Source organism: Cognataquiflexum aquatile (assembly GCF_003316845.1).
Classification (GTDB): domain Bacteria; phylum Bacteroidota; class Bacteroidia; order Cytophagales; family Cyclobacteriaceae; genus Cognataquiflexum; species Cognataquiflexum aquatile.
In genome coordinates this window covers 1,218,811-1,233,584 of record NZ_QMIK01000001.1, presented here as the reverse complement: position 1 = coordinate 1,233,584, position 14,774 = coordinate 1,218,811, and the positions used below count along the sequence as shown (strand labels likewise).

General features: G+C 40.1%; 13 protein-coding genes and 1 other RNA gene. 8 read left to right on the top strand and 6 right to left on the bottom strand.

What is annotated here, in order from left to right; genetic code table 11:
* From miaB to ffs, 6 genes are all read right to left on the bottom strand, one after another.
* The gene (gene miaB, locus DQW11_RS05095) at positions 1–1,461 is read right to left on the bottom strand and encodes a tRNA (N6-isopentenyl adenosine(37)-C2)-methylthiotransferase MiaB (RefSeq protein WP_113922881.1); all 1,461 of its coding nucleotides are present in this window, start codon (positions 1,459–1,461) and stop codon (positions 1–3) included.
* A gap of 133 nt (positions 1,462–1,594) precedes the next feature.
* Positions 1,595–3,004, bottom strand: coding sequence for a S41 family peptidase (locus tag DQW11_RS05090; RefSeq protein WP_113922880.1), 1,410 nt, complete (start codon positions 3,002–3,004; stop codon positions 1,595–1,597).
* A 106-nt stretch (positions 3,005–3,110) separates the two neighbouring features.
* Positions 3,111–3,821, bottom strand: coding sequence for a cell division ATP-binding protein FtsE (locus tag DQW11_RS05085; RefSeq protein WP_113922879.1), 711 nt, complete (start codon positions 3,819–3,821; stop codon positions 3,111–3,113).
* Positions 3,821–4,024, bottom strand: coding sequence for a fructose-6-phosphate aldolase (locus tag DQW11_RS05080; protein WP_113923225.1), 204 nt, complete (start codon positions 4,022–4,024; stop codon positions 3,821–3,823). Before DQW11_RS05080 ends, DQW11_RS05085 begins: the two co-directional genes overlap by 1 nt.
* A 145-nt stretch (positions 4,025–4,169) precedes the next feature.
* Positions 4,170–4,829 (bottom strand): fructose-6-phosphate aldolase, encoded by a 660-nt coding sequence (gene fsa / locus DQW11_RS05075; RefSeq protein WP_113922878.1) that lies wholly within the window; start codon positions 4,827–4,829, stop codon positions 4,170–4,172.
* A 138-nt stretch (positions 4,830–4,967) separates the two neighbouring features.
* Positions 4,968–5,054: signal recognition particle sRNA small type (gene ffs, locus DQW11_RS05070), an RNA gene on the bottom strand.
* A gap of 142 nt (positions 5,055–5,196) precedes the next feature.
* Here ffs and DQW11_RS05065 point away from each other — a divergent pair.
* The 8 genes from DQW11_RS05065 (at position 5,197) to DQW11_RS05020 (ending at position 14,688) form a co-directional block, all read left to right on the top strand.
* Positions 5,197–5,478: a hypothetical protein gene (locus DQW11_RS05065; protein WP_113922877.1), complete on the top strand. Its 282-nt coding sequence runs from the start codon at positions 5,197–5,199 to the stop codon at positions 5,476–5,478.
* 433 nt (positions 5,479–5,911) lie between these two features.
* Complete coding sequence (locus tag DQW11_RS05055; RefSeq protein WP_394337137.1) at positions 5,912–6,700, top strand: polysaccharide biosynthesis/export family protein; 789 nt, start codon at positions 5,912–5,914, stop codon at positions 6,698–6,700.
* Complete coding sequence (locus DQW11_RS05050) at positions 6,700–9,129, top strand: GumC family protein (protein ID WP_113922875.1); 2,430 nt, start codon at positions 6,700–6,702, stop codon at positions 9,127–9,129. The genes DQW11_RS05055 and DQW11_RS05050 overlap by 1 nt, the downstream gene beginning before the upstream one ends.
* Positions 9,130–9,411: 282 nt before the next feature.
* Positions 9,412–10,539, top strand: a complete 1,128-nt coding sequence (locus DQW11_RS05045; protein WP_113922874.1) for a DegT/DnrJ/EryC1/StrS family aminotransferase — start codon at positions 9,412–9,414, stop codon at positions 10,537–10,539.
* A complete protein-coding gene (locus DQW11_RS05040) occupies positions 10,536–11,120 on the top strand; it encodes an acyltransferase (RefSeq protein ID WP_113922873.1) in 585 nt (194 codons plus the stop codon). The genes DQW11_RS05045 and DQW11_RS05040 overlap by 4 nt, the downstream gene beginning before the upstream one ends.
* The gene (locus tag DQW11_RS05035) at positions 11,117–12,079 is read left to right on the top strand and encodes a Gfo/Idh/MocA family oxidoreductase (RefSeq protein WP_113922872.1); all 963 of its coding nucleotides are present in this window, start codon (positions 11,117–11,119) and stop codon (positions 12,077–12,079) included. Before DQW11_RS05040 ends, DQW11_RS05035 begins: the two co-directional genes overlap by 4 nt.
* Before the next feature lie 470 nt (positions 12,080–12,549).
* A complete protein-coding gene (locus DQW11_RS05025; protein ID WP_113922870.1) occupies positions 12,550–13,188 on the top strand; it encodes an acetyltransferase in 639 nt (212 codons plus the stop codon).
* A gap of 87 nt (positions 13,189–13,275) precedes the next feature.
* Positions 13,276–14,688 (top strand): lipopolysaccharide biosynthesis protein, encoded by a 1,413-nt coding sequence (locus DQW11_RS05020; protein ID WP_157966038.1) that lies wholly within the window; start codon positions 13,276–13,278, stop codon positions 14,686–14,688.
* The last annotated feature ends 86 nt before the right edge of the window (positions 14,689–14,774 follow it).

Sequence of the window (14,774 nt, the reverse complement as noted above, 5' to 3'; positions counted from 1 at the left end):
TCAGGATACAACTTCCCCAAAAAGTGTTGCCGGTGAGCAGTCGGTAATTTTTACCATGACATAGTCCCCTTTTTGGTAAGGCCCATCGGGAATAATCACAACTTTATTGGCAGAATTTTTTCCCTTAAGCTGTTCTTTTGACCTTTTTGAAGTTCCTTCTATCAAGATTTCCTGGATTTTCCCCAAGTCAAGTTTATTTCTCTCAAATGACAGTTGGCTTTGTTTTTCTATGATTTCTGCCAACCTTCTTTTTTTCACTTCCAATGGGATATCATCTTCAAATTTCTTTGCGGCCAAGGTTCCCGGACGCTCGGAATAGAAAAACATGTATGAAAAATCATACTTCACGATATCCATCAAGGTAAGTGTATCTTGGTGCTCCTCTTCCGTCTCACTGCAAAAACCCGTGATCATATCAGATGAGATGCCACATTCCTCCCCAAGGATTTCTCTGATTTTGCTGACCCTTTCCAAATACCAATCCCTGTCATAGGTTCTGTTCATCAGTTCGAGGATTCTCGAATTACCACTTTGGACGGGAAGGTGGATGTATTTGCAGATGTTGTCGTATTTTTTGATGGTGTACAATACCTCATCGGTGATGTCTTTGGGATGGGAAGTCGAAAACCGGATTCTAAGCAAGGGACTGACCTCAGCGACCATTTCCAACAAATGATGGAAATGTACCACTTCAGACACTTCATCTTCTTTTTTACTGAGTCTCGCTTTGTTGTTTTCTTCCGGAGACCATTTGTAGCTGTCTACATTTTGGCCCAAAAGCATTACTTCTCTATAACCTTGCGCAAAAAGGTCTTTTGCTTCACTCACAATGGAATGCGGATCACGGCTTCTTTCCCGGCCCCTTGTGAATGGTACAACACAAAAGGAACACATGTTGTCACAGCCTCTCATGATCGAAATCATGGCATTCACGCCATTGGAGTTGAGTCTGACTGGTGCAATGTCTGCATAAGTTTCTTCCCTTGAAAGGAAAGTGTTGACTCCTTTGTTACCGAATTCTGCTCCTGTCACCAGGTTGGGAAGGTCCCTGTAGGCATCCGGTCCGACGACTACATCCACGATTTTTTCTTCGTCAAGTAGTTTTTCTTTCAACCTCTCTGCCATGCAGCCAAGAACACCGACCATCAGTTCAGGTTTGTTTCTTTTGAGCGTATTGAATTGGCTTAGTCTTTTTCTGACCGTTTGTTCAGCTTTGTCCCTGATAGAGCAGGTATTCAAAAAAATCACATCCGCCTGCTCAAAATCTGAAGTGGTATCATACCCGTTTTCTTTCATGATGGAAGCCACTATTTCCGAGTCGGAGAAGTTCATCTGGCAGCCATAGGACTCAATGTAGAGTTTTTTTTGCTTGCCTGTATTGACTTCTTCGGTTGTTTTGTAATCAGTTGCTTGCGCCTCCTCAGGACTGAGGATATCTATATCTCTGATGATATTTTCCATGGATAATTTACTTTGGACTGCGAAATTAAAAAAATACCGACAATTTGACAGGTTTTATTCCATCATTTCTACTAAAGGAATGGAAAGGGCAAAAAAAACTCCTTCCCATGGGGAAGGAGCTTGATTTTTGTTTTTAGTGCTTCAATTTAAATTTCGTCTGGTCATCAATCAATTTTCCAAACCTTGTCTGGTTTTCTATAGAGCTGCCAAGATCTATTCTGTCAATAAGCTTAAGCCTATCGGAAGATGGAGTTCCTGTGATCTGCTCCAATGTCAGTTTCAATAGGAACTCATTGGTGTCTCCAAGTGGTAACAAGGTTGGCTGGGAAAGCTCATTTCCTTGGATATTCGGCTGAAAGCCGTTAGAATAATCAGATTGGTCATTCTTATTGAACGATTTGAAAATTATCGGCAAAAGTCCATATTTATTCTCTATGTTTTCTTCATCTTCTATCGGAGCAGACCCCACGTTTTTTCCAAAAGTTAATCCTCCAACCAAAAATACATCCATGTATGGTTTTAGCCCGTTGATGATCAATTCACTTGCGGAAGCGGTTCTGGATGAGGTGATGATAAATACCCGATTTCCAGTCAATATTTGTCCAAGGTTTTCTGGTTTGCTTTCAAATTTTATGGTTACATTTTTGAATTCATTAAATCCAGAAAGAAATGAATTAAACTTATTTTTAGATAAAATATCATTTGTAGTCACCCCCGGCGCAATCAAACTGGCAAGATTGACAGCACTGGATTGAATGCCTCCACCGTTGTATCTGAAATCTAAGATCAGGTGATTGATGCCTTCTGCCTTGAATTTGGCAAAAATAGCATCCATTTCATCATCATATCTGGTTGACTGCCCTTCAATCCCAGGAGCAAAGAAATGATAGACCACATATCCGATTTTTTGATTTCCAATAGTGTAAATAGAGTCTAGGAAATTAGGGTCTTCCGATAAAACGGAAGTAGTCAGGTCCACAGGAGTCTGCGCTACATATGAGGAAGAACCTGCATTATACCTGAGGTAAGAAATAGAATGAGCCTCAGATCTTTGTCCCAGTATTTCCCGGTAATTGTCCAGTGTCATCCTGACCCCGTTGATATGGGTGATCAGATCGCCACGTTTTAGACCCTTACTTTCTGCAGGGCTTCCCTTTTTGGTATAAGTAATGAATGCAATTACATTGTTGTTGGTACTGCTTTCGCGGGCAAGTGTAACTTCATATCCCGCTTCTTTGCTCACTCCTGATAGGCTGTTGATGAGTTCCTGATAATCCGGATAGATGACCGAGAATCTATCTGTTGGTCTAAAGAGAAGGGATTCAAAATAATCTTCAGGGTCAGATTCTAAAGCAATCGGATTTTTCATATCATCTAACCAGAAATAATAAGTATCCATCATTTCCTGAATCCATGTATTGACTTTTGCATTGGCAGACAATTCCGGTACGGGATCTTCAGTTTTGTCTTTGCAGCCGTTTAAGAAAATCAAGGAGCCAAATAACAGGGAAAGTCCTGTTTTTTTACTGAATAAATATTTCATATACAATTACTTTAAGGAATAGAACATCAGGAATGAACATAGATCAAAACGCAGATTCCACCCCAAATGATTGAAAATTTATTAAGAATTTTCAAATATTCCGGATTTAATAAGAAGTGTTGATGGTGATGTCAGATGTTTTGCTGTCAAGCAGTTTCCCTTTCTCGCATTTCAATACACGATAGGGATATTTTCTCAATAAATCATGGTTGTGGGTCGCCATCAGGATGGCAGTACCTTCATTGTTGATTTCCTGAAATAGTTTGAAAATCCCGTCTGCTACATCGGGGTCAAGGTTCCCCGTAGGTTCGTCGGCTAAAAGAATAGAAGGTTGGTTGATCAGTGCCCTGGCGATCACCACACGTTGCTGTTCTCCACCTGATAGCTGATGTGGCATTTTTGTGGCTGCATCGGCAAGACCAACTTTGAGGAGGACTTCAATCATCCTGTTTTTCATTTTCTCTTTGTCTTTCCAGCCGGTGGCCCGCATGACAAAGAAGAGATTTTCAGCTATAGATCTATCCGGAAAAAGCTGGAAGTCCTGGAATACTATCCCAAGTTTCCTTCTGAGGTAGGGGACTTCATTCTTTTTGATCTTGGCTAGTTGGAAGCCTACGATTTCAGCTTGTCCCATTTTAAGCGCCAAATCCGCATAAAGGGTCTTTAAGAGGGAGCTTTTTCCACTTCCTGTTCTTCCAATCAAAAAAACGAATTCATCTTTTCCGATCGAAAAACTGACATCCTGCAGGACTGCATCCAAGCCCTGAAAAATACAGGCATCTTTAACCTCAATGATCGCTTGCTTTCCAAATTCCATTAAATCTCAATTTTTTGGGTTTTTCCAAATGGGAGGTCTCTGATGAGTGTCTCGAGTTCTGTTTCTTTTCCCTCCAAACCGAATTTCTCAATATTCTTCAAGGGTCTATCAGCCCTGAAATAGGCCACCAAAACAAAATTATCATCTCTGATTTGGACATAATCAGGGATTTTAGCTTTTCCTTTTACTTTTAAGATATACATGATTTTTGGAGGTTCCGGTGTCAAGTGGCTAAACAACCGTTTTTTTGATTGTGTTTCAATCTTTTGCAGGAAAAACAATGTATCCCTTTGAAAAGAAATGAAGGGATCGGAAATCGTAGTCAATTCACCGATCCCATTTTTTCACTTATTTTCCTGCAGCCTTGGCGTGGTCGGCAAGGAAAGTTGCCAATCCCGAGTCTGTAAGTGGGTGGTTTAACAATCCCAAAATAACTTTCAAAGGACATGTCACTACATCTGCACCGAGTTCGGCACATTTGATCAAGTGCATGGTATGTCTTACTGATGCCGCCAAAACTTGGGTGGCATAGCCATAATTTTCATAAATATTGACAATCTGATCGATCAGCTCTAAGCCATCGTAGGAGATGTCATCCAGTCTTCCGATAAATGGTGAAACGTAGGTTGCGCCGGCTTTTGCGGCAAGAAGTGCCTGGCCTGCTGAAAAAATCAAAGTACAGTTGGTTCTGATGCCTTCATTTGAAAAATACTTGATGGCTTTGATACCGTCTTTGATCATGGGGATTTTTACGACGATTTTGTCATCGATTTTTGCAAGTTCCTTGCCTTCCCTGATCATTCCTTCAAAATCCGTGGCAATGACTTCGGCACTTACATTGTCGTCTACGATGTCGCAGATGGCTTTGTAATGGGCACGGACTCTTTCTTCCCCGCTGATTCCCTCTTTTGCCATCAAGGATGGATTGGTAGTGACGCCGTCCAATACGCCAAGATCGTAGGCTTCCTTGATATCATTCAGGTTGGCGGTATCAATAAAGAATTTCATATGTTGTTTGTTTATGTTGAAGTGTACAAAGTTAATTGATAAATCAGGAAATGGAAGGGGAAAAAGAATGTAAAATGATGAATGGGTAATTGAAATGTCGTGTATTCCAAAATTCAAAAAGTGGAAAAAAAATAAAAAAAAGAAGCGGCATCGCACCGCTACGACTGCTTACCCTTGCTCCCTTCCGGACCTGGGGGATTCAGCAGGAGCTGGTCGTGCCGCTAGGACGCAAATGTAAGGCAAAAATCTCCGGTTTCAAACAAGCTAAATAAAAACCAAAGCTTTTATTCTTAAGTCTCTCAATATCAGTGATAAATTTCGTGGCAAAGTATTTGCAATATTTTAACTTGAAAAAACAATAAAAAATATGAAGCAATTACTGATTTTGATCCTTTCTATTGTCTTGTTGGGTTCGTGCAGTGTTTTCGGTCCTAACCAGGAATATTATCAGGGAATGACTGAAAAGAAATTTTTGAGGCAAAATGAAAATGCGGTTTTGAGTAACCTAGACGGGATTCAAAAAACCTATCGGGTCAATCGGGATGATAAATTCTATGTTTTGGCCACTTTTGAAGACGGCTATCTTGTCAAACTTGAGGAAAAAGAATACGTGCCTTCCTTATTTGAAGAAAAGAAAACAGACGGGTAATTCCCCCTATGCATTATTTCATTTTCAAATTGAAAAAAAAATAATGGATGCAAGCTGTTATGACAGTAGATTTGATATCCATTTAAATTCTTGTCTGCAGATTGAAATGCCCGGTACATCGGTCTTCCGTCTTCCGTCCCCGCTGAAAAAGAATATAAGGTTCCTGGCAAAGAAGCTCATGTCTATGAAAGAATTCCATTTGATCTTCTCTTCTGAATCTCTGATTGGATTCTTTTATTTTATGGCCAAAAATATAATAAACGATTTCTGTTCTTTGCTTTTTTTCGTAATTAGCCAAAAGCTTCCGGTCAAATTTCCACCGGGGCTGATTTTTGTCCAATGTTAAATTATTTGATTAAGTTTACACAATACATTTCCCATGAAAATTTCTTTTGATCCGGCCATGAGAAAGGTTGTTTGGAGTCTTTTGGTAATGGTTTTTATGCTCTCTTTCACCTCTTGTGTATCCAACAAGAAGATTATGTATTACCAAAACCTTGAAGGAAATCAGGTCATTCAGGATGGAGAATTGATCAGCTATGAATTGCCTGAATACAGGCTTCAGTACAACGACATCATCGATATCCAGATTCAGACCATAGAACAGATTCTTGAAAAAGGCCTTACCTCCAAAATCCAGAATGAAGCCAATAATGCTGTTTTTGGTCAGATTGCCCAATCCGGCGGGGACATTTACTATATGACCGGCTATACCATTGATAAAAATGGCTTTATCCGAATGCCTCTCTTAGGGGAAATTCAGGTCAATGACATGACTTTGGATGAAATCAGGATTTTGGTGGAAAAAGAGTTGAAAAAATATGTGACTTCCGAGATTTTTGTAAGGGTTAAGTTGGGTGGAATCCGGTTTTCGACCCTTGGTGAATTCAGGAGACCAGGCAAATATGTCGTCCTTCAGGACAGGCTAACCATATTTGAAGCCATTGCTCAAGCGGGAGATATGACCACTGTGGCAAAAAGGGACCAAATCTTACTTGTAAGGCAATATCCTGATGGGACAAGGCTTCACAGGATCAACCTAAATGACAGACAGATTATACAGACTCCTTTTTATTTTATACAACCCAATGACCAGATTTACGCTGAACCTCTGAAAACAAGGGAGATCGGTACCGGTGAAAACACCGCACAGACGGTGGCACTGATACTTTCTTCCGTTACGGCTGTTGCTTTGATTTTGAATATTATCCTCCAAAATTGATGAGTGCTAACAACTCCTACCCATTTATGCCTGATCCTTTTATGCCGCCGCATGAGGATGATATAGAGTTGAAGGTGATCTTATTCAATTACCTCAAGTACTGGCCATTTATTGCCATTTGTACTTTGGTCTGTGTGTTGGCAGCATTCCTTTTCAATAAGTATGCAACACCAGTATACATGGTCCAATCTTCGGTAATTGTGACCGAAGAACCGCAGGCCTTGGGTTCCGAAATTTTTGATGCCGTTGGCATGATGCCAATTAAAAACAACGTCGAAAACGAAATCGGCATCCTCAAATCCTATACCCTTGCCGAGGAGGCAATTACTGAACTCGGTTTGGATGTTTTTTATTTTACAGACGACCTGTTGATGAGCTCACAGGTTCATGCAGGAGTTCCTGTTGACGTAGACGTGGATTGGACCCACAAGCAGCTGGTCAATGGAAAATTTCTGATTGAGGTATTGGATAGTCAGACATTCAGCTTCATGCCTGAAGGAGATGATTTTGAATTGTTCAATCCTTCCGATCCATTCTACAAAACTGAAATCAAAGATATCCCTGAACACAATCCTACTTATTCATTTGGTGAAACCATTGAATCGGAATATTTAAATATTAAAGTTGAAAGCAACAATGCCCAACCCGGTGACAGAATTCTCATCCAATTGGTAGACACGCCTTCATTGGCGCTTTTTCTAAAAGATAAAATTTCGGTCACCCCTACCAACAAACAGGCTTCCATACTGAATATTTCCTTTGAAACGCCTGTGAGAAGGATGGGGGAGCAATACCTCAACAAACTGATGGAAGTATACCTGCAGCGGGAATTGGATGAAAAAAACAAAGCAGCGGAGAATACCATCCGGTTTATTGAAGACCAATTGAGCGGAATCACAGATTCACTTGCTTTTTTTGAAGGGAGTCTGGAAAAATACCGATCCGAAAACAAGATTTTCAATTTAAGTGAAGAAGGTTCGCAGATTTTTTTGAGGCTCCAAGAACTTGAAAAAGACAAATCTCAGGCTGAGATTAACCTGAGGTATTTTCAGACCCTGCAAAATTACGTCAATAAAGACAATGCCAGTGACATCGTGGCTCCGGCAATTATCGGCAATACCGACCCACTGTTACAATCTTTGGTAGTGAAAATCAGTGAACTTCAGGTTGAAAAAATGAGGCTTTCCAATAACTTTTCAGAGGAAGCACCACCCATCAGGGAAATCAACAGCCAGATCCGGAATACCAAAAATGCCCTGCAAGAAAATGTGCAGTCTTCTATCCGCAATACAAATACCTACTTGCAGGAAATCAATTCTCAGATAAAAAGAGTAGAAAAAGAAATCAATTCTCTCCCCGAAACAGAAAGAAGGCTTTTGGGAATCCAAAGGAAATTTACCGTAAACGAAAACATTTACGTCTACCTCCTCCAAAAAAGGGCAGAATCTGAAATCACAAGGGCGTCGAACATGCCTAAAAATTCCATTCTGGACTTGGCCCGAGCAGGACAAGAGCCTGTATTTCCAAAGAAAATCACCAACCTGATCATCGGTTTGGCGATTGGTTTGATTTTTTCCATTGGCTACATTTCCATAAGGGATTTTCTAAACACCAAAATTGAAGATCCCAAGGAACTCGAAAAGCAGATCAAAACCCCACTGATCGGTATGATCGGGAGAAACCAAGGCAGTGACCCCAAACCCGTTTTGCACAATCCAAGGTCTTCCGTAACCGAATCCTTCAGAAACATCAGGGCGGATATGTCCTACCTGAGTCCCAATAAAGAGCAGCTTACCATCTTGTTTACGTCCAGTATTTCCGGTGAAGGAAAGACATTTGCATCTATCAATATGGCTTCTGTGTACTCACTTTTGGGCAAAAAGACCTTGCTGATTGGGTTGGATCTAAGGAAACCCAAAATAGCGGAAGAGTTTGGACTGGTCAATTACCAAGGCATGAGTAGCTGCCTGAGTAAAGACGTCCCTTGGAGGGAGGTGGTGAAAAAAACAAAGTATGAAAACCTTGACATTATCCTCTCAGGCCCTATTCCTCCCAATCCTGCCGAGTTGCTCCTTCAGAATAAGTTCTCCAAAATCATGGCGGAAATCAAAGAGGAGTACGATGTGATTGTATTGGATTGTCCTCCCGCAGGCTTGGTTTCTGAGACCAAAGAACTCTTCAAGCATTCGGATGTCAACTTTTTTATTTTCAGGCAGGGATTTTCCAACAAGAGCAATATCCAGATATTGAACAATTTGATTGAAAAAGGCGGAGTTTCAAAAATTTACTCCATCCTCAATGATGTCCACATTGATAAAGGTTATGGGTTCGGTTACGGCTATGGGTATGGCTACGGCTATTCAAGCCACTACGGTTACCATGATGAGGTTCAGTTGCCATGGTGGAAGCGGGCGATGAGAAGGGGGTAGAAGGGAAGAAGTTTGAAGTTAGGAAGAATGGATGGGAAAAGTGGAAGGTAAGAGGGAGGAATCAGGGGAGTTGGAGGAGGGTTAGAATGAATAATCAAGTTAAACTTTCATTATGTCAACTTAAATAACCCCTCGGCCTCGGGAAAAGTACTATTGTTTTTACAAAACTCCCCAGACCTTGGAATTATGAATTTAAAGTTTGATTTAATTCCCAAATCCCGATAATTACTGTGACCCAGGTGGCGAAGCTATGCCATTGCCTTTGGAAAGCATAATGAACAAATGAAAAAAATCCAGATGGTGGACCTAAGGTCCCAATATGAAAAAATAAAAGATGAAATCGATGCTGCCATGCAGGAAGTCATTGATCAGACTGCTTTTATCAACGGACCCCATGTCAGGCTGTTTGCTGATGAGTTGAAGCAATACCTCAATTGTAAGTACGTCATTCCCTGCGGCAACGGCACTGACGGCTTGCAGATAGCGATGATGGCGCTTGATTTCAAACCCGGGGATGAAGTGATAGTTCCGGCATTTACCTATGTCGCAGCGGTGGAAGTGATTGCACTTTTGGGACTGAAACCTGTTTTTGTGGATGTAGATCCAGATACTTTTCAAATTGATGTGGCAAAGATTGCGCCTGTGATTTCAGAAAGAACTGTGGCAATTGTTCCTGTGCATCTTTTTGGACAATGTTCTGACATGGAATCCATTTTGGAAATAGCAAAGCAACATAGGTTAAAAGTGATAGAAGATGCCGCCCAATCCATCGGGTCGGTTTATAGGTTTCGGGATTGGACTGTGGCCCAATCGGGTACCATGGGAGACATTGGGGTAACTTCATTTTTTCCTTCCAAAAACCTGGGTTGTTTTGGCGACGGCGGTGCATTGTTTACCAATGACCATGACCTCGCCGAAAAAATGCGGATGATCTCCACCCACGGACAAAAAAAGAAATACCATCACCACACCATAGGGGTTAATTCCCGCCTGGATACCATTCAGGCTGCCATGCTTCGGGTAAAACTCAGGTATTTGGACGGATATATCAAAGCAAGAAATGAGGTAGCAGCCGCTTATGACAAAGCCTTTGACAAGCATCCACATATTTCCATTCCAAAAAGGGTGCTGGAATCTTCCCATGTTTTCCATCAATATACAATCAAATTGAAGGGAGTTGACAGGGAAGCATTTGTCAAATCCCTGGCATTTAACGGAATTCCTACCATGGTATATTATCCTGTTCCGGTTCACCTTCAGGTAGCATATCAAAGCTATGGCTGCAAACAGGGTGATTTTCCTATTGCTGAAAAACTCTGTCAGGAAGTCATCTCACTTCCCATGCATACAGAAATGGAACCTGAACAATTAGAATTGATCATTGATTCTATCCAAAGCTATTTCCTATGAAACCATATTTTGCACACGAATCAGCCTATATCGATCAAGGCTGCGAAATAGGAGAGGGGACCAAAATCTGGCATTTTTCCCATATTATGGCCAATTGCAAAATCGGAAAAAACTGTAACATTGGTCAAAATGTGGTAGTATCTCCTCAAGTTATCCTTGGAAATAATGTCAAAGTCCAAAACAATGTTTCTATCTATACTGGAGTTACCTGCGAAGACGATGTTTTCCTGGGACCCTCTATGGTATTTACCAATGTCATCAATCCCCGTTCTGCCATCAGCAGGAAGAATGAATATTTATCCACCAAAGTTGGAAAAGGTGCTACAATAGGTGCCAATGCGACAATTGTTTGCGGCAATGCAATTGGGGCTTATTCTTTTGTCGGGGCCGGGGCAGTAGTGACCAAAGACGTTCCTGATTATGCTTTAGTGATCGGTAATCCTTCCCGACAGACAGGATGGATGTCGGAATTTGGCCATAAGCTTGATTTTGACAAAGAAGGAAAAGCAATATGTCCAGAAAGCGGCGAAGTGTATGTATTGGAAAATAAGAAAGTCCGTAAATCTGAAGTTCCAAAATGAAGAATTTTGCGCTGATCGGGGCCGCAGGGTATATCGCCCCAAAACATATGAAGGCAATCAAAGAGACAGGAAACCAAATGGTGGCTGCTTTTGATAAGTTTGATTCGGTAGGGGTGATGGACAGCTATTTTCCCAAAGCATCATTCTTTTCTGAATTTGAAAGATTTGACAGACATCTGGAAAAGTTGAAAAGAGAAGGGAAAGGGGTGGATTTCGTCAGTGTATGTTCGCCTAATTACCTTCATGATTCACATATCAGGTTTGGACTGCGGCTAGGTGCCGATGTGATCTGCGAAAAGCCATTGGTACTCAATCCATGGAATATGGACGGACTTGAATTGGTAGAAAAAGAAACCGGTTCGAGGGTTTTCAACATCCTTCAGCTGCGCCTTCATCCTGCGATTTTGGCCCTCAGGCAAAAAGTCATTTCCGAACCTGCCAATAAAATCCATGACATTGACCTCACCTATATTTCCTCCCGGGGGAATTGGTATTACACCTCATGGAAAGGGGATGAAAGCAAATCCGGAGGCATTGCCACCAATATCGGGATTCATTTTTTTGACATGTTGGTATGGATTTTTGGGAAAGTAAAAAGCAATATCGTCCACCTGCAGACCCATGACAGGGCTTCAGGATACCTTGAGTTGGAAAGGGCGCGGGTCAGGTGGTTTTTGAGTATCAATCAGGAAACATTGCCCGAATCCATCTTGGCAAAAGGGAAAACTATCTATCGGTCTTTGGCTTTGGAAGGACAGGAAATTGAGTTTAGCGATGGATTTGTGGATTTGCATACCGAAAGTTATGCCGGGATTTTGATGGGAAAAGGGTTTGGTTTGCAGGAAGCTAGAAGTTCGGTCGAACTCGTCCATGACATCAGGCAGCAGAAAGGCATAGGATTGATTGGTGATTACCATCCTTTTTCTAAAAAACCATTGGCCGACCATCCGTTTCTTTGAAAGATCAATAAAATTTTTAACCACAGAGGACGCAGAGAAAGGATGAAGGTAGAGGAATGAAGGATTGTAAAAGGTGAGAGGTAAGAGGAGGCGTCGCTATCCTACTTGTCCTGAAGCTGGATTTATAAATTGAGGGTACAGCCGATAGCGACAACTGGCCACGTAGTGCCCGCCCGGCTGAAGCCATTCGGACTGGCCCGCCCGGCTGAAGCCATTCGGACTGGCCCGCCCGGCTGAAGCCATTCGGACTGGCCCGCCCGGCTGAAGCCATTCGGACTGGCCCGCCCGGCTGAAGCCATTCGGACGGGCCCGCCTGGCTGGAGCCATTCGGACTGAGTCAAATCTTGGTAGAAAAGGAAATGCAATCCGGTTTTTGGCCGAAAATATCCCAAGTCAAAAAAAAGACTTTTGACAAAAACAATGAAATTCAATTCTTCAATTTAGATAAAAAATCATCCCCTTAAATTAAAATGACACAACAAAATAAAATCTTCATCATCGGCTATTCAGGCCACGCTTATGTGGTTTTGGACAGTATCCTGGAGCAGGGTCTTCATGTTGGGGGGTATTTTGCAAAGGATTTTAATGTGGAGGATCCCTACAACCTGGAGTTTTTTGGCGATGAAAGGGCTGATGATGTGGGTCCGATCCTAGATGAAAATTTGATATTTCCCTGCATCGGTGACAATTCCATCAGGGAGAAAATTGTCAGTTTTATCAAGAGTAAAAGTTTTAATCAATTGGCTGTGATAGATAAAACTGCTTTGGTTTCATCAAAGGCAACAATCGGTCTTTCCACCTTTGTAGGAAAAAACACAGTCATCAATTCACTTGCAAAGATCGGCGAGGGAGTCATCATCAACACCGGGGCGATTATCGAGCATGAATGCGTCATCGGAGATTTTTCCCATGTTGCACCCAATGCCACTTTGGCGGGAAATGTCACCTTGGGAAGCAAAGTTTTTTTTGGAGTGGGGGCAGTAGCCAAGCAGGGAATCAGCATCGGAGACAACAGCATCGTCGGGGCGGGTTCGGTGGTCATCTCCGACATTCCTGCCAATGAAGTCTGGGCAGGGAATCCGGCTAGGAAGATTAGGGGTTTGGGCTAATGAAGTTGGGAACCGTATTCTCCGGCTTTTTGAAGAATAAAAATTCACAGACAATTGAAATAGGTTTTTTTGATTTAATATAGAATTTTGAAAAATTTCAATAAAAATCTTTTTGTTTATGGACTAATTCCCCTTATAACTAAGGCGTCTGGCTTCATACTTTTACCAGTTTATGTCCTTTTTCTAGATAGCAACGACTTTGGTTATATGGAGTTGTTTTTGACTCTCTTTAGTTTTGCTACATTATTGATTAATTCAGAAATATATACAGCGATTGGAAGGTTTTTTTATGAGACCAAGGAATTTGAAGAGAAAAGAAAATTAATAAGTAGTGGCTTAATTATAACACTTTTTTTAGCTATAGTGGTTGTTGTAATTTTGCATTTTTTTTCTGACTATATTTTAAAGTATTACATAAGAGATATTAGCCAATTCAATTTTTACTTTATTGGAATATTTTATGTTTTCTTTAATGCAATAAGTACTTATTTGAGTGTAATTCCAAGATATGATAATAAAGCAAAGATTTTCACAATTATTAACATATTGGCTGTTTTAGTTAAAATATTTACTATCTTATTTTTTCTTTTTTATCTGGATTTTGGACTAATTTCTGTTATTTTAGGTCATTTATTTCAGGTCATTTTCTCAACTATTTGCTTTATTTTTATCAACAAAAACTATATAAAATTTTCAATTGAACTTAACTATATCACAAAAATTATAAAATACTCAGGACGTCTAATTCCTTACATTTTTCTTATCGGTTTTTGGGAACCATTTTCTAGATTTCTTTTGGTTGATTACTTTTCCAATAGCCAAATTGGCTTACTCAATTTCACTCTTAGACTTGCTTCGTTATTGGAATTGATTAATACTGCAATTCACATGACATGGATGCCATTGCTATTTGAGAATAAAGATAACGAGAATTTTAAAAGTGATACTGTTAAAATTTCCCATAGTATATCTGTATTAATTTTGTCGATCATCATTATATTTTCTTTAGCTTCTCCTGAAATTATTTCTTTGATTAATGCTAATGAATTTAAAGATTCTATGTTCATACTGAATCTCATACTTTTATTAAATTATTTTAAGATTATGGTAAGGATGAGAGGTTATTTGCCTTATACAAATAATAAAGTTTATATTTTATCACTTGCTCAGTTATTAAGTTATATAATTTCAGGTTTGTTTCTTCTTTATTTTAAAAATGAATTTGGGATTTTAGGTATGGCATTTTTCATTATGCTTCCTTCTGCTATAAACTATCTTTTTCTAACTTTATATACAAGTTTTCAAGGCCAAATTTCTTTTTTAAGTTCTAAAGAAAACATCCTACTATTTTTTTGTTTTTGTTTATCTTTTATTTTTTTCCTTTCCGAAAATTTTTTCATAAGGTATTTCCTTATCGGAATTGTATTTCTATTTTTAATTGTAGAAAATAAATTTTTTAAGATGACCTTTAAACTGATAGCGGAAAGCAAAAAAAAATAAAAAAATCACCTAAGCTAATTTCAACTTTTTTTTAATTCCTATTTTCTCTGTTATATGGTTGAAGCGAGGCTGAAAAATTTGAAACT